Annotated in this window: 17 protein-coding genes; 4 read left to right on the top strand and 13 right to left on the bottom strand. The window is 45.9% G+C overall.

Annotated features, from left to right (window positions below):
- Nucleotides 1–105 precede the first annotated feature (105 nt).
- Nucleotides 106–543, bottom strand: coding sequence for a GNAT family N-acetyltransferase (locus L4C42_RS02735; RefSeq protein ID WP_353496105.1), 438 nt, complete (start codon nt 541–543; stop codon nt 106–108).
- 119 nt (nt 544–662) lie between these two features.
- Complete coding sequence (locus tag L4C42_RS02730) at nt 663–2,522, bottom strand: alpha/beta fold hydrolase (protein ID WP_429759234.1); 1,860 nt, start codon at nt 2,520–2,522, stop codon at nt 663–665.
- 303 nt (nt 2,523–2,825) lie between these two features.
- On the opposite strand from L4C42_RS02730, the gene L4C42_RS02725 reads away from it, so the two are divergent.
- The gene (locus tag L4C42_RS02725) at nt 2,826–3,524 is read left to right on the top strand and encodes a DUF1826 domain-containing protein (RefSeq protein ID WP_353496103.1); all 699 of its coding nucleotides are present in this window, start codon (nt 2,826–2,828) and stop codon (nt 3,522–3,524) included.
- Nucleotides 3,525–3,549: 25 nt separating this feature from the next.
- Here L4C42_RS02725 and L4C42_RS02720 read toward each other — a convergent pair whose 3' ends face one another.
- The 10 genes from L4C42_RS02720 to nrfB form a co-directional block, all read right to left on the bottom strand.
- Nucleotides 3,550–4,035: a GNAT family N-acetyltransferase gene (locus L4C42_RS02720; RefSeq protein WP_353496102.1), complete on the bottom strand. Its 486-nt coding sequence runs from the start codon at nt 4,033–4,035 to the stop codon at nt 3,550–3,552.
- An 18-nt stretch (nt 4,036–4,053) separates the two neighbouring features.
- Nucleotides 4,054–4,569 carry a GNAT family N-acetyltransferase gene (locus L4C42_RS02715; RefSeq protein ID WP_429759231.1) on the bottom strand — a complete coding sequence of 172 codons (516 nt, stop codon included), beginning with the start codon at nt 4,567–4,569 and terminating at the stop codon, nt 4,054–4,056.
- Nucleotides 4,570–5,037, bottom strand: coding sequence for an ASCH domain-containing protein (locus L4C42_RS02710; RefSeq protein WP_429759229.1), 468 nt, complete (start codon nt 5,035–5,037; stop codon nt 4,570–4,572).
- A 1-nt stretch (nt 5,038) separates the two neighbouring features.
- Nucleotides 5,039–5,533 (bottom strand): GNAT family N-acetyltransferase, encoded by a 495-nt coding sequence (locus L4C42_RS02705; protein ID WP_429759227.1) that lies wholly within the window; start codon nt 5,531–5,533, stop codon nt 5,039–5,041.
- Entirely contained in the window at nt 5,526–5,945 is a 420-nt protein-coding gene (locus L4C42_RS02700; protein WP_418642243.1) for a GNAT family N-acetyltransferase, read from the bottom strand. The genes L4C42_RS02705 and L4C42_RS02700 overlap by 8 nt, the downstream gene beginning before the upstream one ends.
- 87 nt (nt 5,946–6,032) lie before the next feature.
- On the bottom strand, nt 6,033–6,461 hold the full coding sequence (locus tag L4C42_RS02695) for a cytochrome c-type biogenesis protein (RefSeq protein WP_429759224.1): 429 nt from the start codon (nt 6,459–6,461) through the stop codon (nt 6,033–6,035).
- Entirely contained in the window at nt 6,454–8,433 is a 1,980-nt protein-coding gene (locus L4C42_RS02690; RefSeq protein WP_429759222.1) for a heme lyase CcmF/NrfE family subunit, read from the bottom strand. The genes L4C42_RS02695 and L4C42_RS02690 overlap by 8 nt, the downstream gene beginning before the upstream one ends.
- Nucleotides 8,434–9,402: 969 nt before the next feature.
- Complete coding sequence (gene nrfD, locus L4C42_RS02685; protein ID WP_353496095.1) at nt 9,403–10,359, bottom strand: cytochrome c nitrite reductase subunit NrfD; 957 nt, start codon at nt 10,357–10,359, stop codon at nt 9,403–9,405.
- Nucleotides 10,356–11,045 (bottom strand): cytochrome c nitrite reductase Fe-S protein, encoded by a 690-nt coding sequence (nrfC, locus tag L4C42_RS02680; RefSeq protein WP_353496094.1) that lies wholly within the window; start codon nt 11,043–11,045, stop codon nt 10,356–10,358. The genes nrfD and nrfC overlap by 4 nt, the downstream gene beginning before the upstream one ends.
- Before the next feature lies 1 nt (nt 11,046).
- On the bottom strand, nt 11,047–11,640 hold the full coding sequence (gene nrfB, locus L4C42_RS02675) for a cytochrome c nitrite reductase pentaheme subunit (protein ID WP_353496093.1): 594 nt from the start codon (nt 11,638–11,640) through the stop codon (nt 11,047–11,049).
- A 504-nt stretch (nt 11,641–12,144) separates the two neighbouring features.
- Between nrfB and nrfA the strand changes: the two genes are divergently transcribed.
- Together nrfA and L4C42_RS02665 are read left to right on the top strand one after the other, a co-directional pair.
- A complete protein-coding gene (gene nrfA, locus L4C42_RS02670; RefSeq protein WP_420884599.1) occupies nt 12,145–13,560 on the top strand; it encodes an ammonia-forming nitrite reductase cytochrome c552 subunit in 1,416 nt (471 codons plus the stop codon).
- A 147-nt stretch (nt 13,561–13,707) separates the two neighbouring features.
- Entirely contained in the window at nt 13,708–14,139 is a 432-nt protein-coding gene (locus L4C42_RS02665; RefSeq protein ID WP_353496092.1) for a hypothetical protein, read from the top strand.
- A 20-nt stretch (nt 14,140–14,159) separates the two neighbouring features.
- Here the strand turns inward: L4C42_RS02665 and L4C42_RS02660 are convergent, their stop codons facing one another.
- On the bottom strand, nt 14,160–14,933 hold the full coding sequence (locus L4C42_RS02660; protein WP_429759218.1) for a ferredoxin--NADP reductase: 774 nt from the start codon (nt 14,931–14,933) through the stop codon (nt 14,160–14,162).
- A gap of 184 nt (nt 14,934–15,117) precedes the next feature.
- Here L4C42_RS02660 and L4C42_RS02655 point away from each other — a divergent pair, with 184 nt between their 5' ends.
- Nucleotides 15,118–15,798, top strand: a complete 681-nt coding sequence (locus L4C42_RS02655) for a hypothetical protein (RefSeq protein WP_353496090.1) — start codon at nt 15,118–15,120, stop codon at nt 15,796–15,798.
- The last annotated feature ends 1 nt before the right edge of the window (nt 15,799 follow it).

The following is a 15,799-nucleotide window of genomic DNA, read 5'->3' as shown; positions in this document are numbered from 1 at the left end:
TTAACTCCTATAGACACAGCCCGTTTATGTGTAGTCTCCAAACCCCTACAAGAATCGGTGCCTAATTAAGTACTCTACGAGAAAACTCAAAGGACTGATATCACGTTAAATATCCAGATTGGCTGATGAGTTAAACGAATACATCTTCACTTCCTGACGCACCTCCCACCCCATGGACTTATAAAACATCTGAGCTTGTTCATTTTCAGTGTTCACGAATAGATGGGTTTTACTGATGCCAATATGAGCGAAGGCGTCGGTTACTTTTTCAACCAACGTTTTTCCAATCCGTTGACCTCGATACCCTTCATCAACTGCGAGATGTTGAAGATAGCCCCGACGACCATCTGTTCCAGCAAGGACTGCCCCAACAACTTTGCTATGAACCGTCGCAACAAAACTCATGTTTGGGTTCTTGTCGAGATAAGCCGTCACATTTTCTCGGCTATCCGCTTCACGGATTAACATATGCTCTGTTTCATTCCACAATGCCATCACAGCATCATAGTCCGCGACCTGCATTTCACGATACGACACGTTCATTTGAGTAACTCCTTTATACCTCAACGACTTCAACGGTGTAATTTACATACCACTTCTCTTTACCTAGCAGTTGATTGGCGATGACATGCTTGCGTGATGCTAGCGTAACCCCTCAGAGTTTAAACGTTTTTGTATCTGTGGTCATAGAAATTAAAGATGTGTTTTAGAGTCCAATCTCGATAACGGTCAGCTTCTATCAAAATATCATGCCGAGCATGAGGGACACTCAATATTCGAGAAGTTAGACAGCGCTCGTTAAACAAGTCCTGAGCAGGATTGGATACTACGTTGTCCGCTTCTGGTTGGATGATGAGTATCGGTGTGGTGATCGATTTGGCGTAGTGCAAACATTGCTTTCCGGCTGCCATCGCTTCAGTGATCCATTTTGGGCTGACTCCGCCTAGCCGCAAGTGTGGATTACTGGTTAACAAGTTGCTGTACGCCTGAAAACGGACTTTACTCGTCGTATGGTCATTGTTTTCAAACGACTTAGTCACAAACGCTGTTTGTGTGGGTGCGTAGTGAGGTGTTTTTTGTAGCTGGCTGATGACTTTAATGGTTGCAGAATGAAGTCCACCAACAACTTTGGGTAACTTTAAACCAAACATAGGGCTTGTTAGCACACATGACTTTACCTTATTTGGTTTTGTAGCTAAGTATTGAGTCGCGACAGCACCGCCCATCGAATGAGCCAACATTTCAATGTCATCATGACCGCCTTGCTTATGAACAGCCGTTTCAATGAAGGTCGCTAAGTCTTCTACGTAGCGGCGAAAATCATCAATATGACCAAGCTCTGATTCCTCAACCAAGCGCTCAGACTCACCCTGACCGCGATGATCGTATGTGTACACACTGAAGTACTGGCTAAGCTCGTGAATTAACTCTTGATACTTCCAGAACGTTTCATTTCTCCCTTGTACCAACACAATCGCTCTTTGGTGACGATTGGGGTTGACGTTAATCCACTCTATATTGACACCAACCTCACCCTCAAATTGCCCTGTCGTGCGGGATGCCCATGTTGTTTCTATCCGTTCGCTGTTTTGCGCCTGTGATGCAAACTCTGAGGTCTGTATCTTATAGCGCTGATAAGGTTTGTAAGGGATATCAAGCTTTCTTCCCACGCTTTCAACAAAGAGACGGCCAAGGCGCACGCCATGCATATAATCAGAATCCAATTGCTTTTTGGTGCTACCAATGACAGAGGACTGCAGAGCTCTATCAGGGGAAATCTCATAGATTTCTACATCGTCCGGTGGAGAAGCAAGAAAACGTTGAGTCTGGCGATAGCTCTCTTCATGCTTAATCAGCATTGCCGACAACTCAGTAAGCGTTTTCGATGGTGCTCGTTTCAAAAACGCTTCGACCATGGGGTGATGATCTTCAAAGTCTATCGGCATGGTTCTGACAACGACAATATGCTTATAGCCTCGTCGGTAGGCTTCTTCCACCGGAATGGGCGCAGCGATACCGCCATCAAACCAGCGAGTGTCGTCAAAGACAATGGGGCGTTTGTGAAGCGCAGGGATCGCGCAAGAAGCGCTTAACACATGCTTCCAGTTCTCCCGAGTGACATCAAAACAAGCGCTAGTGAGTTCGGTTCCATGAGTCGCAACTGCAACGACTTGTTTGGTTCTAAGAAAGTCCGCACCTATATCCCAGTTAAGAGGTATTGTTGATTCGGCACTATCGACGAGGTAGTCCAGATCGAGTCCTTCACCGCTCAGCAGATACTTCGCTAAGGTGAAGAACTCTGGGTGGCGAGTGGCTTCTGCGATCATCTTGTAAGCATGACCTTGGTGACCGCAAATATAAGAGGCGAGATTCAACGACCCTGCTGACGTTCCAATAAGTAGGTCGAAAGGATTAAACTCCGCTCGTAAGAAAGCATCCAGCACTCCTGCGGTGAATATTCCGCGCTGTCCACCACCTTCAGTCACCAACGCAATCTTGTCGACGTGACGCTGTGCTAGCATGAAATTGTCATGATGCTTATTGCTTATTGCTTATTGCTTATAATGTATCGCTTGCCCATTTCGTTTCCACTTTCTTGATTCTATCGAGCTTCCCCGATTCCCCCATAGGTCTAAGGATAATATGGGGGCTACGGGGAAATAAATTCAAGAAAATTTAAGGCGCGTTAATGAACTCGAAACAATGAATCGATCGCAGTCATAGGTGGCTTATACGCAGTGGATAGAGAAAAATCGACCGTTTTAAATACTCGAAATAATGTTATAACATAACAATTATTTCAAACGATCCAGGAGCGAAATTTCATGTTACGCGACTCAATTGCCCCACTCACTTCGCCGACAGGCAGTATACAAACTCCCACTACCCAACAAACCACAGTGCGATTAAGTGCTTCTGGCGACCACCCAACCGTGTTAACCGATATCTATAAAGAATCAGTGAATATCGCTATCTGGAAACGTGAACTCGACGCCGATTTACAACATTTAACCAATGAGTTTCTTGCTAATAACCCTAAGTTTCAAAAATCTGTTTCAGTATCACCAAGTGACGCTTTTGCAGCATTGGAATACGCCACCGATGGCTTGGCTCCAAAAGCGCTGCTCCAAAATATCGCTGAACTGGTCGATATGTTTTGCTGCCTGTTTGAGCTTGATTACGCAGGGCTTCGGCTCGCCACACTAGAAAGCGCCATGTGCCCGCGCTTCCATACTGACAAAGTGCCTTGCCGCTTGGTAACCACCTACAGCGGTGTCGCCACTGACTGGTTAGAGCACGATGTCGTAGATCGCTCTAAACTCGGACATGGCAGCAATGGTCTTCCAGATTCAGAATCTGGGCTGCATCAAAGTGAAACGGATATTCAACGTCTGACTTGTGGAGATGTCGCATTACTCAAAGGAGAAAAATGGATCGGCAACGAAGGTGGCGGTCTGGTTCATCGCTCGCCCTCCGTTGCTTCTGGGGAGAACAGACTATTACTGACGTTAGATTTTGGTTAGCAGTAGCCACAGATACTCCTCTGGCTTAGAGTGTTTTCTGCCAATATCCAACATCGAGCCAGCGGTCAAACTTGTAGCCAATTTGTTTGAAATGCCCTACTTGCTCCATGCCCATTTTATGATGGAATCTGGTGCTCTGATCATTCGGCAGTGTAATGACACTCATGACGTTCCTAATTCCATCGTCACGTAATCGGCTAAACAATTGCTCGTAGAGTCTACTGCCCACCCCTTTTAACGGACACTCAGGCGAGAGGTAAACAGAGGACTCGGCCGTAAACCGATAAGCGCTTCTCGCGTTCCATTGCTTAGCATAACAATAACCGACCACTTGCCCTTGATGCTCATACACAAGCCAAGGCATCTTCGAGTCAATCAGCGTCTCAATACGCTCAGCTATTTGCTTCGCTGACACGATCTCTTCTTCAAATGTGCAAGTTGAATGGACTATATAGTGGTTGTATATCGTTGCGATAGCTTCCGCATCCGCTACGGTGACATTACGAATCAAAGGGCACTCCTCGTGACATTATCCACGATGAAAAATATGGTCATCAAATGTTTGACCACCTATTTGGTAGGCGTCTTTCTCTACCTTGGTCAGCACAAAACCGCATTTTTCTAACACACGCTCTGAGCCTCTGTTTCCTTTTGTCACAATCGCGGAAAACCTGTTGAGATCGAGATCGCGCTCCGCCCATTTGACTAAACCTTCTAACGACTCAGTGCCAATTCCACAGCCATGGAATTCTGGAAGCAACAAATAGCCAACTTCCGCATAGCCATTTGAGACTTTGAAGCCCGTCACACCAACGGCTTCACCAGTATGCTTGAGTGAAACAACCAAACAGAGCCACTCTTCTGAACATTTACACCATGTGGGTAGGCGTTCATCAAATCGCGCTTGAATGTCTTCATCGCTAGGTTTATCAAAGCAAAGCTCAATAACCTCATGCTCGGTCTGTAAGCGCTTAAACAAGTCAAAATCGACGTGAGTGATCTGCGCCATTGAGAGACGCTCTGTTTGGATTGCGATACTTTTCATTTAGCTTGGATACACCTTTTTAAAACGCTCTAGTACTAATTCACTTTCGGGCGAAAATACCACACCGATCTCATTGGCGTACCATTCGAAAAACTTAATATGTGCTTCTTTCCACCATGCGTATGTGCGATCGCCCTCGCCCTCTGCATAGGCGAACTCGTCACTCACTTGATCGAACGGACATACTTCAACAGACGTTAATTGAATCACACATACCGGATTTTGCTGCCAATCTAGGACAAGCGAATAGCTGCCTACTTGAGACAAGGGTTCATCTTCGATATCCCAACCCGCTTTTAATCCGCATGATGCGGTCTTGATACCTTCGTTAATCAGTCTGGCGCACTCGTTGGCATTGTATTCATCAGCGCAGTAATGCTCAGCAATGACGTTGTCGATATTGATGCTTTCAGGCGCCGACAACGTATTAAGAAACCGTTGGAAAAACTCTCGTTGGATAGGTGTCATATTATAGTTCCTTGACCATGACTATCACCTCACAGCCTTTATTATTAATTTGATGAAGCTTTCTCCATCCGAGTTCCGCATACAACCCACCAGATAGATCTTCCGTTTGCAAATAAAGCGCCTTAATGCGACGGGACTTTGCTTCTTCAATCACACCATTGACGACTGTTTTTGCGACGCCTTGACCTCTATATTCGGAGTCAACATAGACACCGCCAAGCCACATCTCATAATCCACGTAACTCGGAATTTCATGCTTTCGAATATGCGCCGTGGCAACTAGCCGTTCACCATCGCAAATAACAACGTGTGCCGGGATAGAGCCATCTTGCAAAAAGCTCTCGAGTTTTTCGGAATAGCTTTCTAGAGTGTTGTTAGGATCGCGCTTGCCCCAAGCATCAAAATACCAATCGATGACTGTGGACTTATGCTGAGGCGCATCTGTCAAAAGTGAATAGCCGCTTTCCTCGCTGCTAAGGCCTTTAAAGTTAGACATAGGCTTCAATTCCCTTTTTCTGCATCAAGAACTCCGGCTGTTGAATCGATTCAAACCCAAATTGCTGGTAGAGCGAATGCGCGTCAACAGTACCCAGCATGGTTCGTCTCAAGCCTTGCAGATCAGGGTGCTTTTCTATGGTGCTTAATATGAGCTTGGCAATGCCTTCACCTTGTTTTTCGTCGATGACAAAGACATCACTCAGATAGGCAAACGTCGCACGGTCAGTAATAATGCGTGCAAAGCCCACTTGGTTACCGCCACTGTCATAGGCGCCGAAACACAAAGAGTGTTCCATCGATTTTTCAACCACAGATAAAGGAACGCCCTTCGCCCAATAGCTGTTTGAGAGATAGCGGTGTATGAGTGTGATATCGAGGTGTTGTTTATCAGTAGATACCGAATACGGCATAGCGGCTTATCTCCATCATCCTTGAACTTGTTATAGAGATAAACAATTTAGGCTTTAATATCAATAGTCTATTTACATCGCAACAGGCTATTTGCGGTAATTTCGACGGATAGTCACAACCATCAAACCACCGAGTGATAAGGCGAAGACTATGGGCATTCCCCATAGGAGCATGTTTTTGCCGGTCAGTGCGGGTTGATAAAGGACGTGCTCTCCATAGCGATCGACCATGTAGTCTTTTACTTGCTGATTGCTTTTCCCTGATTTGACCAGTTCAAACACTCGTAATCGGATATCCTTTGCGACTGGAGAGTTAGACTCGATCAGATTTTGATTTTGGCACATGGGACAACGAAGCGTTTTGGCAAGTTCAATAGCTTGCTTCTGCTGTTTGGGAGTATCAAACTCAAACAGGTCAACAGAGTGGGCTTGTGTCGCGAATGCATGACTTGAGCATAGCAAGAGTGCAAACAACAGCTTGATTGGAGAGAAAGCCAAACGCAATTTATCAATCATTCGCAGTCTCCCTCAATGACGATATCAGTGACGCATTTTTTGAAGCTGCCACATTATTGGACGATCTCAGCAATACGGTACATGCAGAGATACACACCAATAGTGCACCGAACCAAATCCAACGAACAAACGCTTTGAATTGAATACGCACGGCGTAATCCGTTGTATCGACTTTATCACCCAAAGAGATATAAATATCACCGTGCCACAGTGGTGTCATGGAAGGCTCTGTCATGGTCATAACTCGCACCGAATAGTGACGTTTTTCGGGCGTGGCGGTTCTAGTATGTGGGTCGTTGTCTTTATCGGTGATCTCAATAACGGCTTGCTCGGCGGTAAAGTTTCGACCTACGTATAAATGGGTATCAACGTAGGTAACTTGGTAATCCCCAAACTCTGCTTGACTGCCAGGGCCAAGCCTTTTGGTAATTTCATAAGAATACTCAGCATTCATCACACAACCAAACGCCGCGATCGCAATACCAACGTGCGCAATACATGCCGACAGCGATGTCTGCTTAGTCTTGGCGAAGACTGTAGCAATATGTGACATTAACACCCAAAGGCTTGCCCAAACTGTAAAGAGCGCCCAGTTCGACCACTGCGCGCCGACTGGCTCATAGTGCATGGTGCAATAGATCACGATAACAAAAGCCAACATCAGTGAAACAACCAACAACATAACGGGCAGTCCAATTCTCAGCTTCTGGCTGGTACGCGACCAGCTAAGAAACGGTACAGCTCCCATGACAAATAAGCTCACTATCGCGATGGGACCAAACAACAAGTTAAAGTACGGAGCACCAACCGAAATATTCCCAAGTCCTGCAAGTTCGTAAACCATCGGGTAAAAGGTACCAAACACAACCACAGCGGTAGCCAATACAAACAAATTAGCTGAAATCAGAACTAGAAATGGCTTAGTCGCCAAGTTTGTAATACTGAGCGACTTGATAGAATCGACCCTGGCAATTAAAGCGACAAAGGCGAGAACAAACACTAAGGTTAGAATCGCCAGCAGGCTAAAGCCTTTGGTCGGATCGACGGCAAACGCATGCACCGATGTCAGCACCCCAGAGCGTACAATGAAGGTGCCAAGAATACTCAAACAGAAAGTGATAAACGCGAGAGCGTAGGTCCAAAAAACAAGCTGTTTGCTGCGAGCAACCATCATGGTATGCAGTAACGCAGTAGAGGTGAGCCATGGAAGCAAAGAGGCATTTTCAACCGGATCCCAAAACCACCACCCTCCCCAGCCTAACTCGTAGTATGCCCACCAAGAACCTAAAGCGATGCCTGCTGTCAAAAACAGCCAAGCCACCAGAGTGAAGATGCGTGCACGTGGGATCCAGTCTAGATCAACGTGCTTTGACAGTAGTGCCCCCAAAGCCATCGCGAGTACTGACGCAAATCCAACATAACCGACATACAGTAGTGGTGGATGGATAATAAGCCCAATATCTTGCAACATGGGATTCAAATCACGACCTTGTAATGGCATGACCGTGTTTAACTCGAACGGGTTCGATGCGAGCAGTGTAAACCAAGCGAAGATAGCGACTATAGACTGCATGACCAAGCTTGCATGACTCGTTGAATAGCTCGTTGAACGGTTTTTCGGCTTTGACCAAGCAATAATCGCACCCCAAAGTGACAATGTCACTACCCAAAATAGCATCGAGCCTTGGTGTCCACCCCAAGTGGCGGCGAGTTTGTAACCTAAATGGAGTTGTTGATTGGAGTTGTCTGAAACGTAACGAATAGAGAAATCGTCAACTGCGAATGCGTAAGCCAATACTAGAATAGAGCTTAACGAGAACAAGAAAGATATTGTGCTGAAGAATCGGCTTAGGCTAATTTCACTCGCAGCGAAACGCTGAGGCTTAGCGTAACAAATCAGGCCATGCAAAACTGCGCATGAGCTCGTCACTGCAACTGTGATTAATGTAAATAATCCTATGTAGCCGATCATGTAATGATTTGGTTCCTATTAAAAGCGTGCACCAAGCCTCCAGTAGATTCCTGTCTGCACAGGAATGACGGTTGTTGAGAGTCTTGTACTCTCTACTCATTCCTACTAAAGAAGCCGTCACCCCTGCGTAGGCAGGGGGCTACTCAAAGCGTGCACCAAGCCTCCGGTAGATTCCTGTCTGCACAGGAGTGACGGTTGTTGAGAGTCTTGTGCTCTCTACTCATTCCTATTAAAGAAGCCGTCACCCCTGCGTAGGCAGGGGGCTACTCAAAGCGTGCACCAAGCCTCCAGTAGATTCCTGTCTGCACAGGAATGACGGTTGTTGAAAGTCTTGTACTCTCTACTCATTCGTATTAAAGAAGTCGTCACCCCTGCGTAGGCAGGGGTCTACTCAAAGCGTGCACCAAGCCTCCAGAAAATTCCTGTCTGCACAGGAATGACGGTTGTTGAGAGTCTTGTGCTCTCTACTCATTCCTATTAAAGAAGCCGTCACCCCTGCGTAGGCAGGGGGCTACTCAAAGCGTGCACCAAGCCCTCAGAAGATTCCTGTCTGCACAGGAATGACGGTTGTTGAGAGTCATGTGCTCTCTACTCATTCGTATTAAAGAACCCGTCACCCCTGCGTAGGCAGGGGTCTACTTAAAGCATGCACCAAGCCTCCAGTAGATTCCTGTCTGCACAGGAATGACGGTTGTTGAGAGTCTTGTGCTCTCTACTCATTCCTATTAAAGAAGCCGTCACCCCTGCGTAGGCAGGGGTCTACTCAAAGCGTGCACCATGCCTCCAGAAGATTCCTGTCTGCACAGGAATGACGGTTGTTGAGAGTCTTGTGCTCTCTACTCATTCCTATTAAAGAAGCCGTCACCCCTGCGTAGGCAGGGGTCTACTCAAAGCGTGCACCAAGCCTCCAGAAGATTCCTGCCTGCGCAGGAATGACGGGGGTTAGGAGTCCGCATTAAACATCCCCCCCTAAACCACCGTCATCTGCCCCGCATACAAAACAAACGTACGCAGCATCAACACCCCAATCAAACTCAAAGTAGTGACCACAAGAATAAATCCGTGATTCAACTTCACTTCTCCTGGGCTAAAGTAGTTTAGCGCCAATGGCAACAACATCCCGATACCAATCACGCCATACCAGAACCAGCTAGACCAAAAACCACCGCCGATGGCACTCCATGCAGCGACTTCGTTTTGACCACCGCTGAAGATAAGGCCAGTAAAGAAGGTCACTATCACAAACAGCTCAAACAACACCACTGGACGCTCAAAGCTGTGCACCCACTTCACGCTTGGGCTATGTGAATCTTCTTTGAACACTAGAATGCCGAACAGCAAACTCGCTGCAGCACCCGAAGACAAGCTCGAGAACAAGAACAAGATTGGCAGTACTGGGTTATTTAGCATCGGGTACGTTTTTAGTGCGGACAGTAAGAAGCCCGTATACGCCGCCAATACGATAGCCAGAAAACCCAAAAACAGCTCTAGTCCGTTTTCAATTTTCTCAAGCTTGAGCAAAATGGTTTCAACAAAATCGAATTTGCTTCCCAACACATCCATGATTGGCTTTCTGAAGATCATACCAATCCAGACAAACAACACCGCCATATAAACTTGGAATAAGATGACACCCATCGACATCACCGAGGATGGGTTGTAGTAAATCATGATTTTCCAGAACTCTAACGGTTTGGTCAGGTGGAATACCAAAATAAGCAAACCAACAATGATGCCAAAAGGCGCGAGCCAAGCCATCGCCTTCATAATGCCGTTTTGCGCTGGGTCGCCTTCGATAACCTTACGCTTGAGGTAAATGGCAATTAGAGCGGAGCCTGCAGACATGCCTGCCAAGAAAAGATAGATCGCAATGATCCAGTCCCAAACAAGGGAGTCGAAATGAAAGGCTGTTTCCCACGTACTCATACTACACCTCCCTTATGGAATGCGGCTTTGAACAACTTAGGTTTCGTGCCTAGATGCTCCTTATCGCGATAAATCACTTTAATGCTCAGCATTTTGTTGATATCGCTATTGGGATCATTCAAATCACCGAACACCAATGCCTTGGTTGGACAGCTCTCTACACATGCCGGCAGTTTGCCCTGCGCCAAATTAGTATCACGGCAGAAATTACATTTGTCTGCAGAGTGATCCTCAGGGTGGAAAAAGCGCACTTGATAAGGGCAAGCTGCTAAACAGTAACCACAACCCACGCACTTCTCTTTGTGTACGTCGATAATGCCTGTCTTCTCATCTTTGTATGCAGCGCCCGTTGGACACACATAAACACAAGGAGGGTTCTCACAATGCTGGCAGGACTCACGAGTGAATCGGTACTCCACATCAGGGTACTCGCCGATAGGCTCTGAGCGGTGGATTTCCAGTCTGGATACCCCTTCAGGCACTTTATTGACCTCACGACAGGCATCGGTACAAGCAGTACAGCCAATACAAGCATTTTCGTCATGAAGCATGCCATAACGCACTGCTTTCTCAGTTTCTTCACTTGCCACTGAACTACGTGCAGTGATGACTGAAGTTGTTGCCACACCCGTGGTGAATATCACTGCGCCCGTGCCGGCAAGGAAATTTCGTCTTGAACAACTCATATTACTTGCCCTCCTCTTCACGTTTTTCGTTGAAGTCTTTATGGCAATCGACACACATCTTAATTTTTGCTTTGTGGTCGTAAGAGAGCACTTTGGCTTTCTCAGCATGAACTGAATGACAATTGGTACAGGTTAGATTCTTTGCGTGAACGTCATGCGTCCAACTATCTTTTTGTAGATATTGCGGTTGATGACAATCCGTACATCGACTGTTTGCTTTGAGAATGGCTTCTGGATCTAACCAGGTTTTATCTGTGCCAGGTTGAGACTGTGCAGCATGATATTTAATCACCGTCGACGCGCCATCACGATGGTCTGGGCCGATATTACTATGACAGTCTGTACAGCTTGGCGCCGTACCTCTGATCTCGATAACATTCTCTCCATGAGAGCCTGCCAGAGTTTGTTTCGAGTCTTTGTGACATTGGATACATTTGTAATCCTTATCACGTATCAACTCCACCTTATGCCGTGTAGAGTCCCCTTCTTGCACGAGGGCTGCATCGTCGGCAAAGGCATTGAGTGAATAACCACAGAGAGTAAATGCTAGGAGAGCCTGAAGCATTATCACCATGGTCAATTTAACATTGCCCATTTTATCCTTTCCTTAAACCCAATATTGCGAACCTAAACATTCACTTATCGGATTAATAACCAATGACTTTTCCTTTCAATCAGCGAACTATTTAAAATAAGTCCGAAATTACTCAGAAATGAAATCAATTCTTATTTAGGATGAGCCACAACGCTTCACGAATATATAATAGTACGACTATCTGTATTCCCCTAACAGCCAACGTTTAATTAGTGAGCAATATCACTATTATTGCTGTGTGAATTTTTACATAACCCATTGTTTTTAATGGATATGAAATTCATCCCCGAACCAAAAAACACTAACCCTTTAGGGTTAGATGGATATAGATGTGAGCTTCATCACCTAGTTAAATTGATCTAAAACAGTAAATAGGTCGAGCTGTAATAAAATATTTCTATCTATGAGTTAATATGAATACGTCTATCATTAGACATCTCCAAATCTTGTTTAGGAAATTTGCCCCACAACGCATTTCAAAAATTAGAATATGGAGATACCATCGTGAACAAGCACTGGATTATAAGTTCCGTTGCTGCATTAGCAATATTAGGCACCGCAAGTGTGCCCGCTTTTGCTGCCTCTGAAAAAGAGTTAATGGATCCAAGAAATCAGGCCTACGAACAAGACCATCCTGACCAATACCATTCTTGGAAACAAACGAGCGAGAGTGTCGAAATCGAAGACGCCCTTGCCCACGATCCTAACATGGTGATCTTATGGGCAGGCTACGGCTTTGCCAAAGATTACAACAAAGCTCGTGGACACTTCTATGCACTTGATGATGTACGTCAAACACTTAGAACGGGTGGCCCAACCGACCCTAAATCAGGCCCAATGCCAATGGCCTGTTGGAGCTGTAAAAGCCCGGATGTTGCGCGTGTTATCGATGAGCGCGGCGAAGACGGATACTTTGAAGGAAAATGGGCACGTTTAGGCGCTGAAATTTCAAACCCTATCGGCTGTGCAGATTGCCACGACACCCGCAGTGAAAAATTCAAGAACGGCGAACCTGAACTCGCGCTGACCCGCCCTTACGTTGAACGCGCCTTTGAAGCAATTGGTAAAAAATTTGATGAGCAATCGCGTTTAGATAAACAAGCTTCGGTTTGTGCTCAGTGCCACGTTGAGTATTACTTCACAGGGCCAACGAAAGCCGTGAAATTCCCTTGGGATATGGGCACCACCGTTGGAGAGATGGAACAGTACTACGACGCGCTCAACTTTAAAGACTGGCAACACGCCGTCTCTAAAGCGCCTATGCTAAAAGCTCAGCACCCGGGCTATGAAACTTGGCGTGACGGCATCCATGGCAAAAACGGCGTTGTTTGTGTCGACTGCCATATGCCGAAAGTAACCAAAGAAGATGGTACTGTTTATACTGATCATAAAGTTGGTAACCCGTTTGACCGCTTCGAAGACACCTGTGCAAACTGCCATACTCAGAGCAAAGATCAGCTACAAGGCATCGTATCGACTCGCAAAGCACAAGTACTGAACATGAAACTCACAGCAGAAAAGCAAATCGTAGCCGCTCACTTTGAAGCTGGAGCTGCATGGGATGCAGGTGCAACCGAGGAAGAAATGAAGCCAATCCTAACGGATATTCGTCATGCGCAGTGGCGTTGGGACTACGCAATCGCATCTCACGGCGTGCACATGCATGCACCGGAAATGGCGCTAGAAATTCTAGGTACATCAGTCGACAAAGCGGCTGACGCTCGTGCAAAACTGATTCGCTTACTCGCGAAAAAAGGCATCACCGACCCTGTCGAGATCCCAGACATTTCCACTAAAGAGAAAGCGCAAGCGGCGTTAGGGATGGATATGGATAAGATGAACGCAGAGAAAAAGCACTTCTTAGAAACAGTAGTGCCAGAATGGGATAAAGAAGCGGCTGAGCGTGAGGCGAACTACTAGGTTTACTCACTATTGAATGTGTGATCCATTCGAGATTAACGTAAGCCCCAACCCATCGGTTGGGGCTTTTTGCTAGAATCGTAAGTAGCTGAAACTACATTGTGTTTCCAAAAAACACAAACGGCACACATACACAAAAGGGATCTCATGAAAAAACGTCTTCTGCTTGGTCTATGTTTAGCCTCTACTTTCTCATTCGCCGGTACCTACAATAGTGTTTCGGTCGGTACCACCAGCGAAGGTGGCTTTGGTGTGGGCCTGTATTACGATAGAAATCTTAGTTATGGTTTCTACGCTAACTTGGCTGGAGGGACTGGGCCGAATAATGATGATTTTGGCCTTAATGTTGGATTGGTTAAATCGCTCAGCGATAACTTTGTTGGTTATGCTGGTATAGGCTTAGCGAATCGAAGTGAAGAAAAAATTACAGACGCGCCATTTAGAACCTATGAATCGGATTTGCGATTCAACGGTAATGTAGGCTTGCTGTTTAAAACTGGCGTTACAGGCTTCACCGCAGATATCGGTTACAACACCGGCTTAGAAGCGGCCTACTTTGGCCTTGGTTATACCTACTAGTTGTCACCAACAATTAATTATCACCAATAGTTTTCACTTGAAAAATGCCCTGGTTTTCTTCGCAAATGTTTTGTTAAACCAAGCTCTGTTAGCGCAGAGCTTGTGTCTTTTACCATGGCAGGGTTACCACACATAAAGACAAAGCTATGAGGTGCATTAAGTTCCATCTCCACATGCTTTTGTAACCGACCTTCCAGCAACAATTGAGGAATGCGCCCAGACAAGCTGGTTTGGTGATTTTCTCTGGAAACTACCGAGACAAACTCAAACTGCTTTCCCATCCGAGCCTGTGCACCTTGAACGGTCTTAGCATAAACAAGCTCTTCCGCTCGTCTCACTGCATGAACCAATACAATCTTATCAAACCGATCTACCAAACTGTCATCATCTAACATCGATAGAAATGGGCCAACGGCAGTGCCCGTCGACAACATCCACAAGTCACGCGCGTGCTCCGGTACCTCTTCGAGTGTCATAAAGCCGGAAGGTTGTTTACCTACATAAATAGTGTCTCCTGAAACAAGCTGATTAAGCTTCGGTGATAACTGACCATCACTATCTGCAATAATCAAAAACTCCAAATGTTGATGACCATAATCATGATTGGGATGATTGACCATCGAATAGGCTCGGCGTACCCACTCCCCGTTAGCATTGAGCAAACCGAGTTTAGTAAATTGCCCAGCCACGTACTCCTCAATTGGAGCGGTTACTTCAAGACTGAACAAGTTCTGAGTCCACTGCTTCTTTGCCAAAACTCGTCCTTCTACCAATCCATTTGGAACGTCTGTCATGTCTCATCTCCGATAAGTAATGCAATTTGACACTTTCAGCATAGAAGTAAATTCATCAGGATATAAACTAAGATTTAGATAAGAAGAATATGAATTTCGTAAAAAACTTTACGTAAAAGAAAGGAATTCGGCTTTACCTCGGTCTTGGTATGGTGTGTGTTGTAAAAGGATTTTGAGAGTGCCCATGAAACCATGTTTTCCCGCTGTTCCTTTTGAAGGTGTCAGTGAAAGTCCGGTTAAATACTGGCTTCACGAATATCGAAATACGATATTCGAATTTACACAGCCACAGAAAATTGCGCTATCTAGACTACTCCCTTTATTGGTGTGTGGAGAACAAAGCTCGCAATGGGTGTTCTACAACGAGTCACAACGTGAACTTCCACAAACACTCTCGTCAGCCCAAAGTGACTTTGAACGCATTGTCGCTGATGAGCAATACCATGAAGATGCACTTGAGTTTGTGCAATCTCAGCTAGAGCAACCTTCTGATGTCGTTGCGATAAAACGCCGCAGTCAGCGCTTTTTTGCTTCACTGGGTTCCAGAAACACTTTCGAAGAGCATTTTGCTCAAATCGCATGTCTTGACGCTTTGGTTTGTAAAATCATGCTGAACCTGGAGAAAGGTCGACTTGACCCGCATCATCCGTTTGTTTTGTTATGCCGCTCCATCAAACAAGACGAAGCACGTCATGTTACTGCCGCAAAAAAGCATGCTCTCGCTCTAGGATACGACCGTGCAAGATGGCAAGCACTCAACACACTGATTTCACAAAAGCTGTTTAAATTACTCAATACTGAACGAGAAGCGTTTGAAACGCTTGGTATTACGCTTGAGCACATCTTTGAAGCCAGGGAGAGCTAGT

It is taken from the genome of Vibrio wakamikoensis, assembly GCF_050337275.1.
GTDB lineage: Bacteria > Pseudomonadota > Gammaproteobacteria > Enterobacterales > Vibrionaceae > Vibrio > Vibrio chaetopteri.
The sequence above is the reverse complement of the archived record's forward strand: the minus strand, read 5'-3'. Positions and strand labels throughout refer to the sequence as shown.

What these genes read in the sequence shown, in the direction of transcription:
- nrfD (WP_353496095.1), bottom strand. Translation starts at nt 10,359, where the DNA reads ATGAGTACGTGGGAAACAGCCTTTCATTTCGACTCCCTTGTTTGGGAC.
- L4C42_RS02660 (WP_429759218.1), bottom strand. Translation starts at nt 14,933, where the DNA reads ATGACAGACGTTCCAAATGGATTGGTAGAAGGACGAGTTTTGGCAAAG.
- L4C42_RS02655 (WP_353496090.1), top strand. Translation starts at nt 15,118, where the DNA reads ATGAAACCATGTTTTCCCGCTGTTCCTTTTGAAGGTGTCAGTGAAAGT.
- L4C42_RS02695 (WP_429759224.1), bottom strand. Translation starts at nt 6,461, where the DNA reads ATGATTGATAAATTGCGTTTGGCTTTCTCTCCAATCAAGCTGTTGTTT.
- L4C42_RS02735 (WP_353496105.1), bottom strand. Translation starts at nt 543, where the DNA reads ATGAACGTGTCGTATCGTGAAATGCAGGTCGCGGACTATGATGCTGTG.
- L4C42_RS02700 (WP_418642243.1), bottom strand. Translation starts at nt 5,945, where the DNA reads ATGCCGTATTCGGTATCTACTGATAAACAACACCTCGATATCACACTC.
- nrfC (WP_353496094.1), bottom strand. Translation starts at nt 11,045, where the DNA reads ATGAGTTGTTCAAGACGAAATTTCCTTGCCGGCACGGGCGCAGTGATA.
- L4C42_RS02665 (WP_353496092.1), top strand. Translation starts at nt 13,708, where the DNA reads ATGAAAAAACGTCTTCTGCTTGGTCTATGTTTAGCCTCTACTTTCTCA.
- nrfB (WP_353496093.1), bottom strand. Translation starts at nt 11,640, where the DNA reads ATGGGCAATGTTAAATTGACCATGGTGATAATGCTTCAGGCTCTCCTA.
- L4C42_RS02710 (WP_429759229.1), bottom strand. Translation starts at nt 5,037, where the DNA reads ATGACACCTATCCAACGAGAGTTTTTCCAACGGTTTCTTAATACGTTG.
- L4C42_RS02730 (WP_429759234.1), bottom strand. Translation starts at nt 2,522, where the DNA reads ATGCTAGCACAGCGTCACGTCGACAAGATTGCGTTGGTGACTGAAGGT.
- L4C42_RS02715 (WP_429759231.1), bottom strand. Translation starts at nt 4,569, where the DNA reads ATGAAAAGTATCGCAATCCAAACAGAGCGTCTCTCAATGGCGCAGATC.
- L4C42_RS02705 (WP_429759227.1), bottom strand. Translation starts at nt 5,533, where the DNA reads ATGTCTAACTTTAAAGGCCTTAGCAGCGAGGAAAGCGGCTATTCACTT.
- L4C42_RS02725 (WP_353496103.1), top strand. Translation starts at nt 2,826, where the DNA reads ATGTTACGCGACTCAATTGCCCCACTCACTTCGCCGACAGGCAGTATA.
- L4C42_RS02690 (WP_429759222.1), bottom strand. Translation starts at nt 8,433, where the DNA reads ATGATCGGCTACATAGGATTATTTACATTAATCACAGTTGCAGTGACG.